22 protein-coding genes and 1 other annotated feature are annotated in these 22,717 nt (G+C 30.5%); of the genes, 5 read left to right on the top strand and 17 right to left on the bottom strand.

Translation table 11 applies throughout. The features are described 5' to 3' along the window. Both tnpA and BMY79_RS10635 read right to left on the bottom strand, forming a co-directional pair. On the bottom strand, positions 1 to 193 hold a 193-nt coding region (tnpA, locus tag BMY79_RS10640), incomplete at its 3' end, for an IS200/IS605 family transposase (protein WP_143065850.1). A gap of 160 nt (positions 194 to 353) precedes the next feature. Further along, positions 354 to 581, bottom strand: a binding site (T-box leader). A gap of 82 nt (positions 582 to 663) precedes the next feature. After that, positions 664 to 2,280: a L,D-transpeptidase family protein gene (locus BMY79_RS10635; protein WP_242941501.1), complete on the bottom strand. Its 1,617-nt coding sequence runs from the start codon at positions 2,278 to 2,280 to the stop codon at positions 664 to 666. A gap of 320 nt (positions 2,281 to 2,600) precedes the next feature. Here BMY79_RS10635 and BMY79_RS10630 point away from each other — a divergent pair, with 320 nt between their 5' ends. After that, entirely contained in the window at positions 2,601 to 3,278 is a 678-nt protein-coding gene (locus BMY79_RS10630; RefSeq protein ID WP_022749874.1) for a phosphatase PAP2 family protein, read from the top strand. Between the two features lie 120 nt (positions 3,279 to 3,398). Here BMY79_RS10630 and BMY79_RS10625 read toward each other — a convergent pair whose 3' ends face one another. The 5 genes from BMY79_RS10625 to BMY79_RS10605 all read right to left on the bottom strand — a co-directional run bounded on the left by BMY79_RS10625 (position 3,399) and on the right by BMY79_RS10605 (position 9,940). Continuing rightward, entirely contained in the window at positions 3,399 to 4,343 is a 945-nt protein-coding gene (locus BMY79_RS10625) for an alpha/beta fold hydrolase (protein WP_051604879.1), read from the bottom strand. Between the two features lie 28 nt (positions 4,344 to 4,371). Continuing rightward, positions 4,372 to 5,316, bottom strand: coding sequence for a methyl-accepting chemotaxis protein (locus BMY79_RS10620; RefSeq protein WP_074730926.1), 945 nt, complete (start codon positions 5,314 to 5,316; stop codon positions 4,372 to 4,374). Positions 5,317 to 5,419: 103 nt separating this feature from the next. Beyond that, positions 5,420 to 7,189, bottom strand: coding sequence for a single-stranded-DNA-specific exonuclease RecJ (recJ, locus tag BMY79_RS10615; RefSeq protein ID WP_074730925.1), 1,770 nt, complete (start codon positions 7,187 to 7,189; stop codon positions 5,420 to 5,422). 76 nt (positions 7,190 to 7,265) lie between these two features. Then, a complete protein-coding gene (locus tag BMY79_RS10610) occupies positions 7,266 to 8,456 on the bottom strand; it encodes a pyridoxal phosphate-dependent aminotransferase (RefSeq protein ID WP_022749869.1) in 1,191 nt (396 codons plus the stop codon). A gap of 35 nt (positions 8,457 to 8,491) precedes the next feature. Beyond that, entirely contained in the window at positions 8,492 to 9,940 is a 1,449-nt protein-coding gene (locus tag BMY79_RS10605) for an MATE family efflux transporter (RefSeq protein ID WP_197020010.1), read from the bottom strand. Between the two features lie 344 nt (positions 9,941 to 10,284). On the opposite strand from BMY79_RS10605, the gene BMY79_RS10600 reads away from it, so the two are divergent. Beyond that, entirely contained in the window at positions 10,285 to 10,791 is a 507-nt protein-coding gene (locus BMY79_RS10600; protein WP_022749867.1) for a flavin reductase family protein, read from the top strand. Between the two features lie 138 nt (positions 10,792 to 10,929). Here BMY79_RS10600 and ilvN read toward each other — a convergent pair whose 3' ends face one another. The 4 genes from ilvN to thyA form a co-directional block, all read right to left on the bottom strand. Beyond that, positions 10,930 to 11,439 (bottom strand): acetolactate synthase small subunit, encoded by a 510-nt coding sequence (gene ilvN, locus BMY79_RS10595; protein WP_027422460.1) that lies wholly within the window; start codon positions 11,437 to 11,439, stop codon positions 10,930 to 10,932. A gap of 62 nt (positions 11,440 to 11,501) precedes the next feature. Further along, on the bottom strand, positions 11,502 to 13,223 hold the full coding sequence (gene ilvB / locus BMY79_RS10590) for a biosynthetic-type acetolactate synthase large subunit (protein WP_027422459.1): 1,722 nt from the start codon (positions 13,221 to 13,223) through the stop codon (positions 11,502 to 11,504). A gap of 183 nt (positions 13,224 to 13,406) precedes the next feature. Continuing rightward, on the bottom strand, positions 13,407 to 13,895 hold the full coding sequence (locus BMY79_RS10585; protein ID WP_022750231.1) for a dihydrofolate reductase: 489 nt from the start codon (positions 13,893 to 13,895) through the stop codon (positions 13,407 to 13,409). A gap of 92 nt (positions 13,896 to 13,987) precedes the next feature. After that, the gene (thyA, locus tag BMY79_RS10580; RefSeq protein WP_022750229.1) at positions 13,988 to 14,836 is read right to left on the bottom strand and encodes a thymidylate synthase; all 849 of its coding nucleotides are present in this window, start codon (positions 14,834 to 14,836) and stop codon (positions 13,988 to 13,990) included. A 172-nt stretch (positions 14,837 to 15,008) separates the two neighbouring features. Here thyA and BMY79_RS10575 point away from each other — a divergent pair, with 172 nt between their 5' ends. Next, entirely contained in the window at positions 15,009 to 15,260 is a 252-nt protein-coding gene (locus tag BMY79_RS10575; protein WP_022750228.1) for a hypothetical protein, read from the top strand. A gap of 159 nt (positions 15,261 to 15,419) precedes the next feature. On the opposite strand, the gene BMY79_RS10570 is transcribed toward BMY79_RS10575, so the two are convergent. The 6 genes from BMY79_RS10570 to BMY79_RS10545 all read right to left on the bottom strand — a co-directional run bounded on the left by BMY79_RS10570 (position 15,420) and on the right by BMY79_RS10545 (position 20,697). Then, the gene (locus BMY79_RS10570; RefSeq protein ID WP_143065851.1) at positions 15,420 to 15,656 is read right to left on the bottom strand and encodes a hypothetical protein; all 237 of its coding nucleotides are present in this window, start codon (positions 15,654 to 15,656) and stop codon (positions 15,420 to 15,422) included. A 92-nt stretch (positions 15,657 to 15,748) separates the two neighbouring features. After that, positions 15,749 to 16,471: a tRNA threonylcarbamoyladenosine dehydratase gene (locus BMY79_RS10565; RefSeq protein WP_022750225.1), complete on the bottom strand. Its 723-nt coding sequence runs from the start codon at positions 16,469 to 16,471 to the stop codon at positions 15,749 to 15,751. 29 nt (positions 16,472 to 16,500) lie between these two features. Further along, positions 16,501 to 18,687 carry an anaerobic ribonucleoside-triphosphate reductase gene (gene nrdD, locus BMY79_RS10560; protein WP_074730923.1) on the bottom strand — a complete coding sequence of 729 codons (2,187 nt, stop codon included), beginning with the start codon at positions 18,685 to 18,687 and terminating at the stop codon, positions 16,501 to 16,503. A 422-nt stretch (positions 18,688 to 19,109) separates the two neighbouring features. Next, positions 19,110 to 19,676: a MarR family winged helix-turn-helix transcriptional regulator gene (locus BMY79_RS10555; protein WP_027422457.1), complete on the bottom strand. Its 567-nt coding sequence runs from the start codon at positions 19,674 to 19,676 to the stop codon at positions 19,110 to 19,112. 233 nt (positions 19,677 to 19,909) lie between these two features. Further along, entirely contained in the window at positions 19,910 to 20,155 is a 246-nt protein-coding gene (locus BMY79_RS10550) for an ABC transporter ATP-binding protein (protein WP_074730922.1), read from the bottom strand. Positions 20,156 to 20,166: 11 nt separating this feature from the next. Beyond that, entirely contained in the window at positions 20,167 to 20,697 is a 531-nt protein-coding gene (locus tag BMY79_RS10545) for an ABC transporter transmembrane domain-containing protein (protein WP_074730921.1), read from the bottom strand. A gap of 224 nt (positions 20,698 to 20,921) precedes the next feature. Here BMY79_RS10545 and BMY79_RS10540 point away from each other — a divergent pair, with 224 nt between their 5' ends. Both BMY79_RS10540 and BMY79_RS10535 read left to right on the top strand, forming a co-directional pair. Further along, entirely contained in the window at positions 20,922 to 21,284 is a 363-nt protein-coding gene (locus BMY79_RS10540; RefSeq protein ID WP_022750219.1) for a LytR/AlgR family response regulator transcription factor, read from the top strand. A 115-nt stretch (positions 21,285 to 21,399) separates the two neighbouring features. After that, positions 21,400 to 22,428: a hypothetical protein gene (locus BMY79_RS10535; RefSeq protein ID WP_074730920.1), complete on the top strand. Its 1,029-nt coding sequence runs from the start codon at positions 21,400 to 21,402 to the stop codon at positions 22,426 to 22,428. Positions 22,429 to 22,717 lie beyond the last annotated feature (289 nt).

Genomic DNA, 22,717 nt, shown 5'->3' with positions numbered 1-22,717 from the left:
CCAGCATATGCACGTGATCTGGGCATATTTCCGCCTCGATTATCTCTACATGTTTTCTTTTACACAACATGCTGAGAATGTTGGCTATGTCTTGTCGCAATTGCCCATATGCTACCTTTCTTCTGAATTTTGGCGCAAATACAATATGGTACTTACATTCCCACTTTGTATGTGATAAACTATTCATGTCCATCTTGGACCACCTCCTGTAATATTTAGCTTGGCTGGCGAACCAAAGTTATTATATCACGGGAGGTTTTTACTGTAAGCTAAAGCGTCTGTTGTCCCCCTGCATAGCAGGGGGTTTATTAAAACCTTGCTACACAAAAAAAGCCCCTTATGCAAAACTATGCATAAAGGGCGAATTATCGCGGTACCACCTTTGTTATACACTTATAAGCGTATATCTCTTTTATTCTGTAACGGGAATAAACCGTATAAAACTACTTACATCTTAAATGTTTCATCTTATAAGTTCAGAAGCTACCTTCCACAAGCTTAACTCTGGTGTCTTCCAGCCGATGAACACCATTCTCTCTTCAGCAATCTACCTGTGTACTCCTCTTCATCAGTACTTTTATCCATATATATATTTAAAAATATAACATCAACAAATATAATTTGTCAACAACAAAAATAATTTATTAGTTTTAATTAATTACCTTAGTGTGGTTGTTTTAATGTTGCTAATGAAGCTTCTGCTTGTTGTAATTTAGCATAATTTGTAACCTGACCTTTTGCCTGTGCTGGTAAAGCTTCATACTTTCCTCTTGCTGTTGCAATTGCTGGCTCAGATTGTAATGTAACTGCTCCAATCGCATTAATTGTGTTAACAACATCATTTACCTTAGCCTGATCAGCTGCTGATAAACCTCTTTCAGTTCCTGGTAGTTCGTATACTAAAACAGGAAATCCTTTAGAAACATATCCAAAAACAGTCTGTGCAGAACCTAATGGTAAGTTAACACATCCGTGAGATCCACTTGTTTTATAAATAATACCACCAAATTTATTTCTCCATGTAGCATCATGCATACCAATATTTCCATTAAAAGGCATCCAATATGAAACATGTGATGCATAGTTATCTCCCTTTAAAACTGCATCTCTTGTGGCATATGTAACACCAAATACACCTGCTGGTGTTCCATTACCTTTAGAAACATTGCCTGTTACAATATCTGATTCAAATACATTTGAACCACCCTTGATTACAAATAATTTCTGAGCTGTAAGATTAATTTCTACATAAGAATCACCGTAATCATTTCCGTCATGGCTTGCTGCTTTAACTGAATAATTTAAGTCTCTAGTAACATTTTTTCCTGATAAAATGTCTTCTCTTAACTGCTTTATTTCTTGTGCTTTATCTACTTTCCAACCGTAATGACTATTACCAATAGTAACAACTGGACCATAAGATGTTTTTAATTGTTTTGGTTTTCCAAATGTTGTATATTTTTTGGATAATGTATCAACGTATGCTGCTAATTTAGCTTCATCAACTGATGGATTTTCATTATCGTCAATTGTTAACCAATCTTTGAAGTTATTTAAATCAACTGTCTCAACTTGGCTACCTGATTTTAATGTGATTTTTGATTTTACACATTTATTCAACTTCTTAACAGAATTTTTTAATTTACTATCTTCTTTCTTAACCTTTGGCTCAACATAAACTTCTGCTTTTTCTAAGTTAAGAGTATCTTCTGTCTTATTTACTGTTTCTTTTACTTTCTTTAAAAGCTTATCTTTATCAATTGTATTACCGTCTTCTTCGGCTAAAACTGTGAATCCTTTTCCTGGTGTATATTCAGAAATTCTTGCATTTACTGGCTCTTTTTGATTTTCTTTTTGCATACAAGCTAATGAATCAAGTTGATTTTCTAACTTCTTATCATCATAGCTTATTAATGTTGCTGTTGATAATTTATCTCCAGAAAATAATTTTGCAATCCATGTAAAACCATTTTGATTATCGAGTAATTTTTCTACTCCATCATCCCAATCTTGTTTTAGTCCAAAATTTTTTCCTTTGATTGTTTCTTTATTTTTTTCACGAGTTACTAACGTTAGCTCATAATTATCTACATTCGACATCATCATATCTTTTACTTTTTCCTCTGAGTAACCACCAACTGTTCTGCCGTTGATAGTTGTTCCAGGGCAAAAATGTTTCGAAAAATAAAGACCGCCACCTATATAAACAACAAGTAGAAAAGCAATTCCACCTATTATGCTATATAAGATTTTTTTGTTTTCCATAATTTTGTTAAACATACAAAACCTCTCTTTTCCTGTTCGTTATTTATAGCTATTACTTTTTAAATTTCTTGTGAAATACAAACAATTTCTATTATACAAATCGGATTTAAAAAGTCAAGAAACTGCAAAATGTTACAAATCTTTTACGTTTTCCATTTAGTGCCATAAATACAAGATTATTTTTTAAATGCAAATTTTTAGGTTCGAATATTTTAATTTTTTTTTATTTTTTATTTATATTTTTTTTATATAAAAATTTTATTTTATTAAATTAGGTGTTTTGTGTTATAATATTATGAAACAATATTGAAATATAATTTATAGAGGATGATTCAATGATAATAGTAAGACATTATGCTCAGATTGGTTATGCTAAAGTTAAACATCTACTGATTTTACTTTATTTTATACCTTATTTGATATGTTTTAACTTAATTGAAGCCAATATAACTACTCATTTTCATATAATTCACACACCAATTGATGATCTTATACCATTTTGTGAATACTTTGTAATTCCATATATTTTATGGTTTTTTTATGTAGGATGGGGAGTTACTTTTTTTGCGCTTACCGACAAAAAAATACATTATAGACTTTGTGGATTTTTATTTACAGGCATGACATTATTCTTAATTTGCTCTGTTATTTATCCAAATGGACAATTTTTAAGACCAGCTTATTTTGCTCACCATAATATTTGTACAAGTTTATGCCAGGCAATTTACGCTTCGGATACACCTACAAATATTTTGCCAAGTATTCATGTTTATAATACAATTGGTGTCCATCTAGCAATAATTAGCAGTGATAAATTTAAAAATAAAAGAATGTTTTGTTTTGGCTCTGCATTACTTGCAATAAGCATTATTCTTTCAACAATGTTTATTAAACAGCATTCTACAATCGATGTTTTTTTAGCTTGTTTACTTGCTTATGTTGTTAATAAGTTTACTTTTAAAACGACATCAAGTGAATTAATTCGTTATAAGAAAAAATATAGACAGATGTAACATTAAAAAAAACCTTGCATACATTTATTGTGTATTTTACTACATATCAAATGTAACAAGGTTTTTTATCTGCTATTTATTGTTCATCTTTTTATTGTTTATCTTTTTTTATCTCTTAATTTATTTTTCTGCACGCGAATTAATCCAGTTCAAGATATCTTTATAAACAATCTCTTTATCTGTTTCATGTAAAATTTCATGACGATCATTTTTATATAATTTCATGGTTACATCTTTATGATTTGTCAAATTGAACATATCATATATTTTTTTTACGCCTTTTCCAAAGTCACCAACAGGATCATCTTCACCAGATACAAAGAAAAACGGAATGTTTTTAGGTATTCTATCCACATTTTCTAATTTACAACTAAATAAAACAGCTTCTAATAAACCTAAATATCCATTAACGGTAAATTTAAATGTACATAACGGATCAGAATAATATTTTTTTACAATATCTTGATCTTTAGTTAGCCAACTGTTTGCTACATCAGCTCCTGTTTTGTCAAATTTGTTATATGATTTTCCGAAAGTAAGGTTTTCTAATGTTTTACTTCTATGATGACTTCCTTTAAATTTCTTAATAATCTTAGCAAATTTCATTCCTGAAAGTGTCGTTTTAGGCGCAACAAATCCTGTTCCCATGATAATTACACCATCTACGTTTCTATTATATAATGCAATATATTTGCGCAACATGTAGGATCCCATACTATGACCTAACAAAAAATATGGAACATCTTTATATTCTTCTTGCATTTTATTTTTTAAATTATGAATATCTGCAATCAATACATTGCTTGGACGTTCTTCATCAAAAAATCCATAATCTTCTTCAGAATCAATTGATTTTCCGTGACCTAAATGATCATGTCCTACCACAACAAATTCATTTTGTGTTAAAAATTCTGCGAATTCACTATATCGATCAATATATTCTATCATTCCGTGTATTAATTGCACTACGCCCTTACATTTACCATTTTCTGGTTTCCAAGTCACACAATTTATTTTTGTTTTTCCATTATTCGATAATAATGTAAAATTTTCTCTAATACTCACTTTTTAAAACCCTCACTTAACACTAAATTTAGTCTTCCTCATATGAGTCATATTCTGCATTAAAAAAAGGTTTTACTACGTCAAATAATTCATTTGATGAATTTTTTTGGTAAATAACCTCAAAATTAATGTCCTCAATTTGAATCAGACTTCTCTCTTGAGTTTTTACAATTTCTTCATCATTCTTTTTATTTTCACCAATCATTTCTTTAATTTCGGTCAAATAATCAACTATTTCATTAAGTTTAATATTACCTAGACGTTGTGTAGCATAAACATTATTTAAAGCAACTTCTTTAGCTTTATCGCCACTTTCTTCTACTTGATTTTCTGCTTTTGTAAGCAACTTTTGAATTTCATCTAGTTTCTTGTTAACGCCATCTAGCATAGATTTAACTTGATTAGCTGAATCAACATATTTCAAAGACAACTGACGAACTTTCTCAGCATTATCTAAAAATTCTTGTCCCATCGCACCCTTACGTCTTGCAGATATTGCGAGATTTAATGTCTGAAGTTCCATCTCTTTTCCAACTTTGTTCATGTTTTCTAATTCATCTAAACAAATTTCATTATCTTCTACAACATCTTTATTTTTTGAAGCAAGATCATCAGATATATTCTTATAATCAACACTATATTTTGCAACTTTTTCACAACTATAGCCTTGATTTTTCATAGCTTCTACTAGCTCATTAATTCTCGTACGTTCATACTTAACTTCACCAACAAAATCCTCCATTTTCTTTATGATTTTTTGATGACTATCTATATTTACTTTTGCTAATTTTAAATTTTCTCTAGTATTATTCTTAACTTGTAAAATATCAGAACACATTTGGTTTCTAGATAATTGCATTTCTTCCATGTTTGCGTTCCATGTATCTTTTACTTCAACTAAATTTGTGATTGCCTGATAATATTTGCTTGCATCATCTTGTGATAGCTTTTTCCCCTCTTTACCACCAAACATTTATTATACCTCCATTAATTTTTTCATAAGAACACTAAATTTTTGGTCTATCCTTTAGTCTCTAAGTAATACTATCTCGGTCAACACGTAATTCTATCTAGAATTAATGAAAATATTGCATTTGAAATTGTAAGCTCTCATTATTATTATAAGCGTTTATTGTCGGATAATAAACCATTGAAATCAAAATTTTGTTATTTTTTCCTAAAAAAGCGTTATTCACTTCTTCCTCGCCATATTTATCAATTAAATATTCTTCAAATTCATTTATATCTCCAAAATAAATTGCTGTTACTTCGGCTCCTTTTTCGGAAATTAAAAATAGTTTTAATACGTTTTTATTTTTTCCCATAACAATCATTCGACGAATTTTAAGATTTTTATCAACAAATATTGGTTTTTCATTTGCCTTGCCAAATGGGGCAAGTACATTTAATTGCCTTACTAGGTCCATTGTTACGTAATCCACCGGCATATAGAAATCTATATGAACTTTTTCGGTTAATTTTTCATTTACTAAAGGGGAAATCTCATTTATTTTTTTTCTAAATACATTTATTTTTGTTTCTTCCATCGATAATCCCGCTGCCATAGGGTGTCCGCCAAATTTTATGAATAGTTCACGACATTTACACATTTCATCAAACATTGAATATTCCTCAATTGAACGACCTGAACCCTTTGCACATTCTTCTCCTTTAGTCAAAACAAAAACCGGTTTATACTGACTTTCTCTGACTCTTCCGGCAATAATACCAACTATACTCTCTGGAATATTTGGCAAATATAATACAAGAACTGTATCGTTTTCATATTCTTTCGAGTTAGCAATTTCAATAGCTTCCTTAGTGCCTTCTACTGTAAGCTCTTTTCTCTCTTCATTTAAGGTCACTAATTCTTCAGCTATTGTTTTTGCTTTTAATGGATTTTTCTCTAAAAATAATTCTAAAGCACGAATCGCTGTCTCTAAACGACCACTTGCGTTTATACAAGGGCCTAAAACGAATCCAAAATGAAAAGCATTGACCTGATCCATTTCTATATTACAGGCTGCAAGTAACGCTTTCATGCCTATATTTTTTGTATTTCTAATTCTTTTTAGGCCTTCTTTTACAATAATTCTATTTTCCCCAACTAAATCCATTACATCTCCAACGGTAGCAAAAGCCGCCATTTCAATTAGTTCATCAGCCTCTTCACTTGGTATCCCCATCTTCTCATATAAAACGCATATCACTTTCCACGCCACTGCTGCACCACAAAGCTTCTTGTTTGGATACTCGCACTCTTCTTGATGAGGATTAACAATTGCATCAGCTTGACTACGTAAAGTTATTTTTTTATCATCTACAATCTTGCAAGGAATTTCGTGGTGATCAGTAACAAGTACTGTCATGCCTAATTCTTTTGCATGTGCAATTTCATCAATAGCTGCAATTCCGTTATCGCATGTGATAATTGTATCCACACCATCTTCATATGCTGCATCAATCATATTCATATTTAAACCGTATCCATCTTTTTTACGATCCGGAATTCTGACTGAAACATTATTAGAAAACTTACCTAATCCAACTCTTAAAATATAAGAAGACATTACGCCATCAATGTCATAGTCACCTATTATTCTAATAGTTTTATTTTCATTAAACTTTTCAATTAAAATATCTGTTAATATTTCAACATCTTTTAATAAGTGTGGATTATAAAAATCACTGCTATCGCCTGTTAAATATCTTCTGATATCTTCCTCCTCAATAACTTCTCTGTTACGCATGACCCTGATAATTACTGGATCTACGTTAAACTTTTTAGCTAATCCAAAAAAATCAGCTTTCTTATTGTATACAAACCATTGACTATTTGCTTTCATTTATTACTTTTCTCCTACAAAATTCTTATCTAATTGAATTCCTAGTTTCCCGTAAAAATAGATTTGTAGATTATTATTATTCAAATGATTCCTTCAACTTTTTAAATGCGCCAAAAGATCTATTTATCATATATTCATCTACACAATATGAAATTCTTACCCAACCAGGACATCCAAAACCAGTTGCTCCTACTACTAATAGATTCAACTCTTTTGCTCTTTTGCAAAATTCTTCTTCATCATCACCTAAAATTTTTACAAATAAATAAAATGCGCCCTGTGGTTTATAGCATTTATAACCTAATTCCATTAAGCCTTGATATAACAAATCGCGATTTTTCTTATAAATCTCAATGTCACCTGTTTTACCAACACATTTAACCAAAACTTTTTGGAACATACTTGGTGCACAAACAAAGCCAAGCGATCTACCTGCACCACAAATTGCAGCATATATTTTTTTGCTCTCTACGACTTCATCTGGAACTAAAATATAACCAATTCTCTCGCCCGGAAGTGAAAGTGATTTAGAATAAGAATAACAAACTATAGTATTTTTATAATATTTTGTGACGTATGGAACTTCAACGCCATCATACACTATTTCACGATATGGTTCATCCGAAATAATAAAAATTTCAGTGTCAAATTCATTTGATTTTTTCATAAGCAAATCGGATAATTTTTGAATAGTTTCCTTAGTGTACACAGCTCCTGAAGGATTATTTGGAGAATTAATAATAATTCCTTTTGTATTTTTATTTATTTTTTTCTCCAATTCATCAAAATTAATTTGAAAATTAACTTCATCAGCCGAAACCACTTCTAATTTAGCACCAGCTCCCTCAACAAAGACCTTGTATTCCGGGAAAAACGGTGCAATCGCTATAAATTCATCTTCTTTTGAACTAGTAAGCGCATTAAAACAGATAGTAAGCGAAGCCGCTGCACCAACTGTCATATAAAAATTATCACTCTTAAAATTCGTATCATATTTTTTATTTAAATACATCGCAATAGCTTGACGAGTCTCCTCATCGCCTTGTGCAGAAGTATATCCATGAAGTTCCATAGAACTTTTTTTATACGTAAGCTCTACGATAGTTTTATTTACAATTTCAGGGGCCTCAACTGTTGGATTTCCTATTGAAAAATCAAATACATTTTCTGCCCCAACAATCTTACTTTGCTCTTTTCCATATTCAAATAAATCTCTAATTACTGAACGTTTACTTCCCAATTCGTACATTTTCTCATTAAATAACATAAAACTTAATCTCCTAACTTAGTCTAATTAACATTTTAACTCTCTGATTTATTATAATACATTTTCTCTTTCGAGACCATATACTGCCTGTCTAGTTCTACTTCTTCATCCTTTCTTGGAAGTCTAGCGAAAAAATAAACCGTAAATGGCAAACATATCAAAGTAGTCATAATATCTGATATCATTTGAGCACACTCAACACCAGTAAGTCCTATAAACTTTGGTAAAATTATTAAAGTTGGAATATAACAAATTCCACTTCTTAATGCCGCTGTAAAAGAAGCAATCTTACTTTTTCCAATACTTTGGAATAACATATTTGTGACAATACTCATTGGCTGAGCAATTATCGCAATGCACTGATACATCAAGGTAATTCTACCGATTTCCACAACTTTATCATCATTTCTAAAAACTCTAACTATTTCTGCCGGAAAAAACATACCCATTATCGCCATTATTCCAAGTACACCTTCACCAATAAAAAATGTAAACCAAAACGCCTTTCGAATTCTTTTATATTTTTTAGCACCATAATTAAACGCCGACACCGGTTGAAATCCCTGACCTATTCCCACCATTGTTGAGCCTATAAACATCGCAACTCTTCCAACGATTGCCATAGCTGCAATGGCTGTGTCTCCATATGGCATTGCACAAATATTAAGTGTCATTGTAGACACACTATTCAACGATTGTCGAATTAAACTTGGTAAACCATTTTTTATAATTCTACAAAAACGGACTGTATTCCACTCAAAGTTGCAAAACTTTATTTCTGTAATTGTTTTTTTAGACCAAAACATATAATACAAAATACCTAAGCTGATATATTGTGAAATTGCAGTCGATAGACCTGCACCATGAATTCCCATATTTAATCCAAACATGAAAATAGGATCAAAAAACATGTTAAGTACTCCACCTGAAACGAGACCTATCATAGCAAAAAAAGCCTTGCCTTCATATCTTATGATATTATTTAAAATACATGAAAGTGTGAGTGCCGGACCGGAAATTAAAATATAAAATCCATAACTTCTTGCATAAGGCAAAATTGTCTCAGTACTTCCAAGCGCTCTCATAAAATCGTCTATAAAAATCAAGCCAAAAAACATTGGAACGATACTTACAACAATCGCCGAAAAGAAGCCTAGTGCTGCTATTTTGTTTGCTTCATTCCTTTTGCCCATGCCAAGTTGAACACTAATATTGCTTCCGCTTCCATGTCCAAACATAAATCCAACTGCCTGAAAAATAGCCTGAACACTTAATAAAATTCCTGTTGAAGCACTTGCACTTGTTCCAATTTTTCCAACAAAAAAAGCGTCCACCAAGTTATAAATCATAGTAATCATCATGCTTATCACTGTTGGAATCGCCAATTTTGGAATCAATTTTTTTATTGGAGTCAAAATAAGTTTTTCATATTGACTTAATTCTTTTTCATCCATGATTCTAGTTGTTTCTTTTATATCTTCCATCTAAATAACCTCTCAAAAACATATAAAAAATTTAATCTACAAATACTTTTGTCTATTCATTTATTAAATAAATTAAATTTACTTTTAAAAACTTTTTAGACAATACTTTATATTATATCACAGAATTTGTGCCTTTTTTATTTTTCACCATTATGATTTTTTTTTGTTTTTATTTAAAATTCATCAATTATAATATCACTGCCTTTATTATTTTGCCGATATATGTTAATATTGAATAAAAAATATATTCTTTTACTTTGTTTTATAAAAAATGATACAATCAAATTTTTTCTAAAACAAAATTGGTCATTAAAATATAATAAAAAAGAAAAGAGGAAATTTTTATGCATACTTTTCAACCTTTTTCAATTAATGATATAGATTTAAATCCATTCAATAAGCTTGGCAAAGAATGGGCACTTATTACAGCAGGTAGCAAACATGATGCTAACTGTATGACTGTAAGCTGGGGTGGTCTCGGTGTTATGTGGGGCAAGAATTCTGCTTTTATCTTTATCAGAGAGTCTCGCTATACAAAAGAATTTATTGATAAAAATGATGTTTTTTCAATTTCATTTTTTGACGAAAGCTACAGAGATGCACTAAATTACTGTGGTTCTCACTCAGGTCGTGATGTTGACAAATTTGAAGAAGCTAATTTAACTATTACATCAAAACACGGAATTCCATTCCCTGATGAAGCTAATTTAGTTTTAATTTGCAAAAAAATGGCTGCAGTTGAACTCGATGAAAGCACATTCTGTGATAAAGCAATTAAAGAAAAATTCTATGCTGACAATGATATGCACACTATGTACGTTGGCGAAATCTTAGTAAGTATGGCTAGATAATTAATAAAACTATGATAAATATACAAGTCCTCCATTCATTAGAAATTACCTCTAATGGATGGGGGACTTTGAATTTTCATCTAAACCGTATTATTTTATTTATACGTTTTTATTTATACGTTTTTATTTACACGTTTTTTATTTACACGCCGTACTTATTGACTCTATTGCTACAGCACCGCCTCTTACGACTTCAATTCTATTAAATCTTTTCTTCAAAAGCGCTATTAGTTCATTATTTTTGTGTGTTGTCAATTTGCATTCCATCATCACGCTATCTTTTCCTATATCAACTACATCTGCCGAGAAAACTCGTGCAACATTAAAGGCTTCTTGCTTATCTATTGTATTTAACTCGAATACCTTAACAAACATCACTTCTTTCATGTGGATTGATAAATCTGTCAAATCGACAACTTTTATAACTTCTACCATTCTATTTAATTGTTTTTTTATCTGTTCGAAAGTGACATCATCACTTTTTACGCATATTGTCATTCTTGAAACTGTTTCATCTTCTGTTGTTCCAACGGTGAGCGATTGTAAATTGTATGCTTTGCCCGAAAACAATCCAGATACTTTTGCCAAAACACCAACTTGATTCTCAACATGTAACGAAATCCATCTCTCTTTTAGGGTTCTATCCATAATTTTATTCATTTACCCCGCTCCTATCTTTGTAATTTATTCAACTTTGTCCACTAATGCGGCTAATTTAAAATCATATCGCTTACTGGTTTTCCTGGTCTTGCCATTGGTAAAACCAATTCATCTGATGCTATAATAAACTCTATTATCGTTGGAGTTTTTCTATTGCCTTTTGCGATTTCTAATGCTGCATCTATTTGATCTTCATTCTCTACTCGAATCCCCTTAATTCCGTAGCTTTCTGCTAAGCTCACAAAATCAGGTGTATATGGTGGACAATCTTTATTAGGTCCTTTACAATTTTTAGGACAAGTTACACGCTTTCTTAAACATGTTGCTGCATATCTTTTTCCATAAAACAATTGCTGCATCTGTCTTACCATTCCAAGATATTGGTTATTAAAAAGGCATATAATTACAGGTGCTTGCTGCACTACTGCTGTCGCTAACTCTTGTATATTCATCTGGAATCCGCCATCTCCAGTGATACAAACAACCTCTTTTTTCGGCATAGCAATTTTAGCACCTATTGCAGCTGGAAGACCAAATCCCATACTTCCAAGACCACCTGAGGTAATCAGTTTATCTTTATAACTCATATCAAGGTATTGCGTTGCCCACATCTGATGTTGCCCTACATCTGTCACATAAATTGCTTCATCAAAATTAGAATTAATATGTTCCATAATTATTTGTGGAGTCATTCCTTTATCTCTTTTCATCTCAAGAGGATAATTTTTTTCCCATTCAAAAATTTGTTTTTTCCATTTTTCTGTATCCATTCTCTCTGCCCACTCATTTAACTTTACAAGTGCTCTTTTGGCATCAGAAACAATAGGAACATCTACGACAACGTTTCTTGATATGGATGCAGTATCTATATCTACATGAACAATTTTTGCTTTAGGTGCAAACTCACTCAAATCGCCTGTAATTCTATCGTTGAAACGTGTTCCTATAGAAAAAAGCAAATCACATTCACTTATGGCTAAATTTGCTGCATATTTTCCATGTAATCCACCGTTTCCTATGTATAGTGGATGACCTGTTGGTAATACACCCTTTGCCATAATTGTTGTTGCAACTGGTATATTCATTTTTTCTATAAAACTTTTAAATTCCGCTTGCGCACCAGATAATATAACACCGCCACCAGCTAAAATTAATGGTTTTTTTGCATTTTTTAATAATTTATATGCTTTTTTCAATTGACCCACATGAACCGAATTATTAGGCTTATATCCTCTAATTTCAACTTTTTCCGGATACTCTGGATCCCCTATTGTATTTTGTATATCTTTTGGAATATCAATTAGAACTGGGCCTGGCTTGCCCGTCTTAGCAATATGAAATGCCATCTTAATTATTCTACCTAATGATTGTCTATCCTTTACAGTTATGCTATATTTAGTCACACTTCTAGCCATTCCAACTATATCTACTTCTTGGAACGCATCGTTGCCAATAAGATTACATGAAACCTGACCTGTAAAACATACCAAAGGTACGTTATCATAGTAAGCATCTGCTAAACCTGTCACGATATTCGTCGCACCAGGACCACTTGTTACTAATACTACACCGGTCTTTCCGCTTGCTTTAGCGTAACCTTCTGCTTCAAAAATTAAACCTTGTTCGTGACGTGGTAGAACTACTTTGATTTTATCTTGTTTATATAATTCGTCAAATAAATCCGTAACCATCCCGCCTGGATAGCCAAAAATTGTATCTACTTTCTCCTCATTTAAAGCTTTGACAAATAATTTTCTGCCTGCAATATCCATTTTATTCCCTTCTTTCCCATAACACTTTTCATAAACTATCAAATACGAAACAATATTTCATGTTATAAATATATTTCGTACATTTCCACAAACTTATACATATTTATATCACTATTCACATATATATCAGGGAAAAATATGATAAATACCCTTCCCCGATACCATATTGAATAACAATTAATATTATTTTCTCTTATACATATTGAAATGATAAATTACATTAAAATATGTTTGTTCTTCGCTATCAGCAACTAATTCCCACTCATCTAGTTCATCTAAATTAGGGAAAAATGCATCAGCATCATACGCATAATCAATTTTAGTAACATGAGCGATTTTACACATGTCAAGCAACTGTCTATAAATCTTTTCGCCACCAATTACAAAAATATCTTCATCATTATATTTTTTTAATTCTTCTTTTAATTCATCCATCGAATTTACTACGATTGCGCCATGACCATCATAGTTTTCATCATGAGTTAAAACAATATTGGTTCTTCCTTTTAAAGGGACTTGACCTGGAAAGCTTTCTAATGTCTTTCTTCCCATAACTACAACTTTACCGATTGTAGTATCTCTAAAAAATTTTTGATCTGCTGGTATTCTAACCAATAAATCATTATTTTTTCCAATTCCCCAATTTTTATCTACTGCTACTATTAAATTCATCTTTACCTCCACATTTTAAGTGTCTATTATAAAATTATTTATAGATTTTTGTCACTTCGTTCTAAAACCATGATTTCATCTTAAATCCACTATTAAATTGCAACTGGAATATCTGTAATCTGTGGACCTGTTTCATAATCAATTAATTTAACATCGTCTCTTGTAAACTTATAAAAGTCTTTAATTTCTGGATTAAGCCAAAACTTAGGAGCTTTATACTGTGGACGTTTAATTAATTCTTCTACCAATGGAATATGTCTATCATATATATGTGCATCTGCGATTACATGAACAAGTTCTCCAACTTTCATATCACATACCTGTGCCAACATATGAACAAGTACTGCATATTGACATACATTCCAATTGTTTGCTGTCAATATATCCTGTGATCTCTGATTTAAAATTGCATTTAATGTTAATTTATCATCACCTTTTTTCTGAGTAACATTAAAAGTCATACTATATGCACATGGATAAAGATTCATTTCATGTAAATCTTCATGCACATAAATATTTGTTAAGATTCTTCTACTAAATGGATTGTTTTTTAAATCATAAATCACTCTATCTACCTGATCCATCATACCTTCTTTGTATTGATGTTTGACACCAAGTTGATAACCATATGCTTTACCAATTGATCCATTCTCGTCAGCCCATTCATCCCATACTGTACTTTTTAAATCATGAATATTGTTAGATTTTCTTTGCCAAATCCATAACATCTCTTCTGTACATGTTTTTATTGCTGTTTTTCTTAAAGTGATTGCAGGGAACTCTTTTGATAAATCGTAACGATTTACAACACCAAATTTCTTAATAGTGTAAGCGCTAGTTCCATCTGGCCAATGAGGTCTTACTTTCTCACCCTCCGTGCTCACTCCGTTTTCCAAAATATCCTTACACATTGCAACAAAAGTTTGATCTGCTAAACTCATAGGATCCTCCATATTCTTTATTTTACTAAAAGTAATTTTACTTTATATTTATCTATTATTCAAGCAAGTAACAAATAGTTTTTTATTATTTTACTGTAAATGATGTTGCTTTTTTTCTCCAAAAAAGGTAATATTTTAGTTAGAACATATATTTCAAAAAAAGGAGAATAATATGAGTCAAGCTAAAGTTGATTTACATAAAAAGGAAAGAAAAAATCGTGCAAAAGTAATCGCTCGTCGCAAACTTCAAAAGAATATTTTTCTTTTATGCACAGCCATTATTGGAATAGCACTTTTAGCTTTAATTATTAGAGCAGGCGTCACTCATTATATCGACTCTAGACCTGCTAAATCATTTACAGTTAATTCAGAAAGTGTTGACAATTATTTAAGCACACTTTCTACTGAAGATTCAACTAAATAAGTTGATAACAAAATCTAAATTACTTACATTCAATCAATCATATATTTGTATTGCTATTTGTTTTATGTTATTGTGTTAAGTTTTTAGTCATTTATAAAAAAGGACAAGCACTTAATTTTCTTAAGTGTTTGCCCTTTTTTTATTAAACTCATATAGCTTTTATTTATTTTTCTTTTTTCTTCTGCTGTCTGTTTGTAAAAAAACTAATGCCAAAACTATATCTAAAAGCATTACTACTAATGCAACTAATGTTAAAATCACAAACAATGTATCTGTTAATATACTTTTAAGATCGCAAGTATACATTCCGAAATACCATAATCCAAGCATGACAAACATAGCTATTATACTAATTATCCACCTTCTTGAACCGTAATTTTTTTCTTTCATAGTCATTCTCCTGTTTATGCTTATTTTTTTACATTATAATATTTTTTATGTTTTTTGGCAAATTTGTTTTTTTATTATTCCTTACTATTTCGTCAAAGTTACTTCTGTGTTAAATCTTTTATTACCTCAGAAGCAATTATTAAACCAGCTACTGATGGTGCAAAAGCAATTGAACCTGGAACAGATCTCTTACTGGTTGATTCTACTTGATCTTTTGCCAAATCAATTATTGGCTTAACAGGTTTTTCTTTAGAATAGACAACTTTTAATTTATTAATTCCACGCTTCTTTAACTCTCGTCTCATCACCTTAGCTAATGGGCATACTGAAGTTTTACTAATATCCGCAATTTCAAATGCTGTTGGATCTAATTTATTTCCTGCACCCATGCTACTAATTATTGGAACATTTTTGGCCTTTGCTTCCTCAACTAAAGTTAACTTAGCTGTTACTGTATCTACGGCATCAACTACATAATCATATTGTGTAAAATCAAATTCGTCTTTTGTTTCGGGCAAATAAAAACAATTGTGAACCTCTACTTTACAATTTGGATTAATGTCTTTAATACGTTCTTCCATGACCTGTGTTTTATAGCAACCAATTGTCTTATGCGTTGCTATTATTTGTCTATTAATATTACTTAAACTTACAGTATCATTATCTATCAAATCAATAGCACCTACTCCAGATCGTGCTAAGGCTTCAACTACGAAGCCTCCAACACCACCTACTCCAAATACAGCCACTCTTGATTTATTCAATTTATCTATTGCTTCATCACCAATTAATATTCTAGTTCTAATAAATTGATCTGACATTTGTTATAACTCTCCTGTCCTAGTCCTTTTTATAAATGAAGAACTCTTTCTTTGATTTCTTGTGTTCTTCCTTGGTTCCAGAACTGTGTTCCGATATATCCACAAGTACGTCTAGCAACGCTCATTTTACTTTGGTCCTTGTTTCCACAATTAGGACATTGCCATATTAATTTTCCTGAATTTTCTTCTTCGATAATTTCGATTTGACCATCGTATCCACATTCCATACAATAATCACTCTTTGTATTAAGCTCAGCATACATAATATTTTCATAGATGAACTGCATTACTGATAAAACAGCTTCGATATTATCTTGCATATTAGGAACTTCTACGTAACTTACAGCTCCACCTGGAGATAATTCTTGGAATTTTGATTCAAATTTAAGTTTATCAAAAGCATTAATTTTCTCTGTAACATGTACGTGATAACTATTAGTGATATAGTTCTTATCTGTAACACCTTCAATAACACCAAATCTATTCTGTAAACATTTAGAGAACTTATAAGTTGTAGACTCTAATGGTGTTCCATATAAACTAAAGTCTATATTTTCTTTTTCTTTCCATTCTTTACATGCAGCATTTAATTTTTTCATAATCTTAAGTGCAAATGGTGTTCCTTTTTCCTCATCTGTGTGAGAAACACCTTTCATATAACGTGTACATTCGCAAAGACCTGCATAGCCCAAAGAAATTGTTGAATATCCACCGTATAATAATTTATCGATAACTTCTCCACGTTTTAATCTTGCTAATGCACCATTTTGCCATAAAATAGGAGCAACATCTGATGGAGTTCCTAATAATCTCTTATGTCTGCACATAAGCGCTCTATAGCATAACTCAAGTCTTTCATCTAAAATATTCCAGAATTTTTCTTCATCACCTTCTGAAGAACATGCAACATCAACTAAGTTAATAGTTACAACACCTTGGTTAAAACGGCCATAATATTTTGACTTGTTAGTTTCTGGATCAATATATGGTGTTAAGAAACTTCTACATCCCATACATGGGTAGCAATCGCCTTCTCCATGTTGGTTAACTTTAAGTTCTTTCATTTTTTTCTCAGAAATATAATCAGGCACCATTCTCTTAGCTGTACATTCTGCTGCTAATTTAGTTAAATACCAATATTTAGAACCTTCTGTAATATTATCTTCTTCAAGTACATAGATAAGCTTAGGGAATGCTGGTGTTATATATACGCCCTTTTCATTTTTAACACCTTTAATTCTTTGTTTAAGCATCTCTTCTGTAATTGCTGCAAGATCATCTCTTGTCTGACCTTCAGGTACCTCATTAAGGTACATAAATACTGTTACGAAAGGAGCCTGTCCATTTGTAGTCATAAGAGTAATAACCTGGTACTGAATCGTCTGAACACCACGATTAATCTCTTCTCTAACTCTCATCTCTGTGACTTGATTAATTTTCTCTTCATTTAATTCAATGCCAGCAGCTTCAAACTCAGCTTTAACTTGTTTACGGAATTTCTGACGGCTAACCTCTACGAATGGGGCAAGGTGAGCTAATGAAATACTTTGTCCACCATACTGTGAGCTAGCAATCTGTGCAATTGCCTGAGTAGCAATATTACATGCTGTTGAAAAACTTCTTGGCTTATCAATCATTGTTTCACTGATTGCTGTTCCATTTTGAAGCATATCTTCTAAATTAACTAAACAACAATTGTGCATATGTTGTGCAAAATAATCTGCATCATGAAAATGAATTATTCCTTGTTCATGTGCTTCTACAATATCCTCTGGTAACAAGAATCTTTTTGTAATATCCTTACTTACTTCTCCTGCCATGTAATCACGCTGAACGCTGTTTACTGTAGGATTTTTATTAGAATTCTCTTGTTTAACTTCTTCATTATTGCATTCTAATAAACTTAAAATCTGCTCATCAGTTGAATTTGATTTACGAACTAAGGCTCTTTTATATCTGTAAGTGATATAATTTCTAGCAACATTAAAAGCTCTACGATTCATCAATTGATTCTCTACCATATCTTGTATTTCTTCAACACTTGCAGATCTCTTCATGTTTTCACAAGCAATTTCAACATTTTTTGCAATGTCTTTTATCTGTGTATCATCAATTTTTTCATAGTCAATGACAGAATCATTTGCCTTTCTAATAGCTGCAATTATTTTTTTGTTGTCAAATGCTTCTTCAACACCACTACGTTTGATAATTTTCATATTATTTTCCTCTCTTGTTCACTCATGATATTTATTTTGCTGTAAATTTACTTCATAAAAATAGATATAAGAAAAACTAGTATAGGATCTTTATGATCTTCAAAGTTGGTCTTATATCTAAAAACTAATTACCTGTTTGCATACAAACGATATTATACGTCATTTGAAACGCTCTTTTCAAGAGTTTAAAAGCTCTTTTAAAAATTTCGTTTTATTTCATGTTTCTAATATTTTTTTTCTATTGTCAATAGTAATTTTTGTACAAATACCGGTATAAAATATTTAATTTTTCCTTTAAAAAAAGCACACTAACAATATATGTAGTTGCATTTCATAACTTAATTATACTACATATTGTGTTAGTGTCAAGTTCATTTTACAATATTTTGTGGTTGGGCTTTTTAGAATATTCATGCATTATATTAATTAATCTCATTTTGACTTAATATTTCTAGGTTTGACACACATTTTTCGAGCAGATTATTAAAAAGAATAATTTCTTCCTCTGACATTCCATTGAACATATTATTTTCTATTTTTTTTAAGGCTCTGAGGGCATTTTCGTCGTGGTGTTTGCCTAATTCTGTCACAGTAATTTTTTTAAGTCGACCATCATTTTCCACGCTTTCACGACGTATCATATTACACTTTTCGAGACACTTTAAAATATTCGTAGCCGTTGCGCCTGTAATATTGAATTCTTTTTCAACATCTTTCTGAAAAAGATCCCTGTCACTATTGTCGATTAAAAAACCTATTGTTGCTCCCTGTACTGGTGTGAGCTCTTGATCAATAGTAGAATCCTTCCAGGTATTAGACCAGATTTTTTTTACTATTATATTAATTTTTCTGAATTTTCCCAGTACAAATCCTGGTTTAAATTTTTCTGTGATATTTGTAGTTTTCTCTTCTGGTGCAGTCTTCTTTTCTTTGGCAGTCTTTCTTTCTGCGACAGTCTTACTTTCTGCGACAGTCTTTTTTCTTACCACATTTTCATTACCTGTAGTTTTTTTTTTAATGTTTTATCTAAACTTGTTCTTTTTTCCATAATGAATCGCTCCCTAAAATAATATTAAAATTCTCAAATATTATATATATTCCTAATAAAATGCCTGTTGACATCTATTTGACATCTATTTGATATCTATTTTTTTAATCTATCTTTATATATTGTTAGCACACTAACTATTTTTTTTCAAGTAGTTTTTTCATATTATTTTTTTCATGTTATTTTTTCAGCATTGTTACTTTTTAAATCGCGTAATGCTTCAATAAATTCCTGTATTGCTTCACTTAAATCAACTTTAGCATCAACATATTTTTTTACAAAATATTTTTGAACTTTTTTAGAAGTAAACACAATTACAATTGCAATACATACAGGCCACACTTCTGCATACTGATATTTTACATCTTCTACTTCTACTGATGAACCATTTGGAACTTCATTTTTATTAGCTTTCCTCAAAGGTTCAATATTTAAAATAGAATTAAACTTGCTATTCCAAAGCGAATATCATGAATAAAAAACATCACAATTAATACAATAGGAACTGTGATAGCCTGAACAATGTCAGGTAAATTATGAGCAAGAAATGTTTCTGTATTACCTGTTTCGTCAGAAACAATTCTTCTAATTTTACCTGATCCTATTTCATCTGAAAAACCAATTGGGAGCTTTGAAATATGATATAATAGTGATTTTTTCATGTTTTTTGCTACTCGAAATGCCGAAAGATGTGAACATGCAAGTGCACAGAAATTAAATGCCATATATCCAAGAGAATACGCAACTGCCATCCAACCATACTCAACTATATGCGTTGCTCTCGAAAAATCTGGATATACTTTAACAACTTCTTTTATAATTTTTTCCAAATAAACAAATGGCATAACTGCCATAATGCCCGATATGACAGAAAATACTATTGAAAAATAAGTCAATATCTTATATTTACCGGCATAAGACATAAGCTCAGCAAAAGCCGACTGCTTTTTTTCTTTTTTCATATTTATCCCCCTTTTTAATCACAATAATGTGTCAAACTTTATTTTTTCTAAACTCGTCGAAATATCATTCAACTTGTATTAGAACGATCTTTGGGTAGATTAAAATTTTTAGAAATAGTATAATGTATATAAATATTAATGATATTAAAAACGACTAAACATTTTCTGCTATTTTATTATTAATACGCAGGCATTATAAGAGGAGGCGTTATGAAAGCTTTACTATGATTGAAAAGAATAATAAAAAAAATAATCATTTTACGGAAATCTCAAAAAAACTTTTACACAATATAAAAAAAGAAGACATAATATATTGTGAAAGTTATAGTCACAAAATAATATTACATACAGTTAATAAAGATATCTATATGTATGCAAAACTTAATGACATCGAAGGATATTTGTCATCGAATATATTTCTTAGAATTCATAAAAGTTATTTAATAAACCAAAATTATATTCAGGGACTTAGTAAAAATGTGATTACATTATCTAATGGAATACGATTAAATATTTCTCGTAGTACAAGTAAGGAAATATATGAAAAATGTTTATTAGCTGTTCTCAAAAAAAAATATGAGTCTTAATTCTAACATAAATAGCACAAAAACAATAAAACATAATTTGTCGTTTTTGTGCTAATTATGTTAGAATTCTTTTTTTTTTTTTTTTAAGTGATAAAATTTAAAAAGAGGATAAAAAATGAAAGGAGTTAATATTATGAAGAAAAAAACTTTAGCAATTGTTGGAATAGTTATTGTTTTAGTATTTACAATCCTTTGTTTTTGGATGATTAAAAAACCTAATAAGATCAAATTTCCAAACGATTCTGATATAAAACTCATACAATATAATGGCTTTATCGTTCAGGGAAATCCAACTAAGGTTTCAGAATACGAAAAAGTTTGGAAAAAGAACATAGAAAATGCTAAACCATTGAGTAAATTTCATAATATTACTATTAAACCCGATTCTTCTTGCTACGTTTTTTCTATCGTAGAAAAGAATGAAAACATAATTACATTCAATCTATTTAAAAAAGATAAAAAATGCTATTTGAAAACAGAAGACGGAGCATTATATACCGATATAGAAGCTATTGATAAGCTAGTAGATATCGAAAAAAGTTCCAAGATATATAATTTAAAAAACAAAAGCATTCTTTCAGATGAATTCTATGATGATTTATTGAAATATGATAAAAAAATTGATTTTATTAAATACTGTAAAAAGAATAAATTTAGTAATCAAGAAATGTATCAAAGTAGTTACATTTCATTCCTATGCAATGGCGAAAAAAAATCTGATATAAATAGTAAAGCAACCAAAACTGTTGTTGATATTAATACAGAATATGAAAACGGGGAAAAAAATAAAGTTACAACAGATAAGAATGAATATGAAAAATTCATCAAAACAGAAATTCAAGAGTTTAAAAATAATTCAAGATATAAAAAAATAGATAAAGTCTTCAAAAAAGCTGGTTATAATTTCAAAGATTACTTATTAAACAGTAAACGAGTATTTATGAATTATCAAATTGAATATATGAATTTCAAATATCAACAAGAATTTTTGAACGGAAATTTGAAGGTCAATGATAGATATGCAGAAAACATAAATGACTATTCAAGTTCTAGATTAACAGAACTCATTAATAAAGGACTTTCAAAAAAGGCACAGAAAAAAATAGAGAGCGACTGCGAAGACGCATACAAGAAGCTACAATAACAACATAGGAAAAGATTATAAAAAAAGAGAGCAAAAGATATAAGTGGTCACCTCAGTCACCTTATAAACCTACTCTCTTTTTCTTTTTATCGAGGTCTCGTATTCTTGCTTCTATTCATAATTTACTGTCTATTGATGTTAGCATCTAATTAGTACAAAGTAAAATGAGCTATTCCCCCGAAATATAGTATAATCATAATAATAGGAGGAACTCATTATGTCACGTAAAGCAAAACAACACACTAAGCAATTTAAATTGGATGCTGTCAACTATCGCAAAGAACATCCC

The organism is Lachnobacterium bovis (genome assembly GCF_900111325.1).
Taxonomy (GTDB): Bacteria; Bacillota; Clostridia; order Lachnospirales; family Lachnospiraceae; genus Roseburia; species Roseburia bovis_A.
Note: the sequence above shows the minus strand (reverse complement) of the source record. Positions and strands in the feature narration are given on the sequence as shown.

Bases quoted from the DNA above. Each gene is read 5' to 3' on its own strand.
- BMY79_RS10635 (WP_242941501.1), bottom strand. From the start codon at position 2,280: ATGTTTAACAAAATTATGGAAAACAAAAAAATCTTATATAGCATAATA.
- BMY79_RS10630 (WP_022749874.1), top strand. From the start codon at position 2,601: ATGATAATAGTAAGACATTATGCTCAGATTGGTTATGCTAAAGTTAAA.
- BMY79_RS10620 (WP_074730926.1), bottom strand. From the start codon at position 5,316: ATGTTTGGTGGTAAAGAGGGGAAAAAGCTATCACAAGATGATGCAAGC.
- recJ (WP_074730925.1), bottom strand. From the start codon at position 7,189: ATGAAAGCAAATAGTCAATGGTTTGTATACAATAAGAAAGCTGATTTT.
- BMY79_RS10610 (WP_022749869.1), bottom strand. From the start codon at position 8,456: ATGTTATTTAATGAGAAAATGTACGAATTGGGAAGTAAACGTTCAGTA.
- BMY79_RS10605 (WP_197020010.1), bottom strand. From the start codon at position 9,940: ATGGAAGATATAAAAGAAACAACTAGAATCATGGATGAAAAAGAATTA.
- BMY79_RS10600 (WP_022749867.1), top strand. From the start codon at position 10,285: ATGCATACTTTTCAACCTTTTTCAATTAATGATATAGATTTAAATCCA.
- ilvN (WP_027422460.1), bottom strand. From the start codon at position 11,439: ATGGATAGAACCCTAAAAGAGAGATGGATTTCGTTACATGTTGAGAAT.
- ilvB (WP_027422459.1), bottom strand. From the start codon at position 13,223: ATGGATATTGCAGGCAGAAAATTATTTGTCAAAGCTTTAAATGAGGAG.
- BMY79_RS10585 (WP_022750231.1), bottom strand. From the start codon at position 13,895: ATGAATTTAATAGTAGCAGTAGATAAAAATTGGGGAATTGGAAAAAAT.
- thyA (WP_022750229.1), bottom strand. From the start codon at position 14,836: ATGAGTTTAGCAGATCAAACTTTTGTTGCAATGTGTAAGGATATTTTG.
- BMY79_RS10575 (WP_022750228.1), top strand. From the start codon at position 15,009: ATGAGTCAAGCTAAAGTTGATTTACATAAAAAGGAAAGAAAAAATCGT.
- BMY79_RS10570 (WP_143065851.1), bottom strand. From the start codon at position 15,656: ATGACTATGAAAGAAAAAAATTACGGTTCAAGAAGGTGGATAATTAGT.
- BMY79_RS10565 (WP_022750225.1), bottom strand. From the start codon at position 16,471: ATGTCAGATCAATTTATTAGAACTAGAATATTAATTGGTGATGAAGCA.
- nrdD (WP_074730923.1), bottom strand. From the start codon at position 18,687: ATGAAAATTATCAAACGTAGTGGTGTTGAAGAAGCATTTGACAACAAA.
- BMY79_RS10545 (WP_074730921.1), bottom strand. From the start codon at position 20,697: ATGAAAAAAGAAAAAAAGCAGTCGGCTTTTGCTGAGCTTATGTCTTAT.
- BMY79_RS10540 (WP_022750219.1), top strand. From the start codon at position 20,922: ATGATTGAAAAGAATAATAAAAAAAATAATCATTTTACGGAAATCTCA.
- BMY79_RS10535 (WP_074730920.1), top strand. From the start codon at position 21,400: ATGAAAGGAGTTAATATTATGAAGAAAAAAACTTTAGCAATTGTTGGA.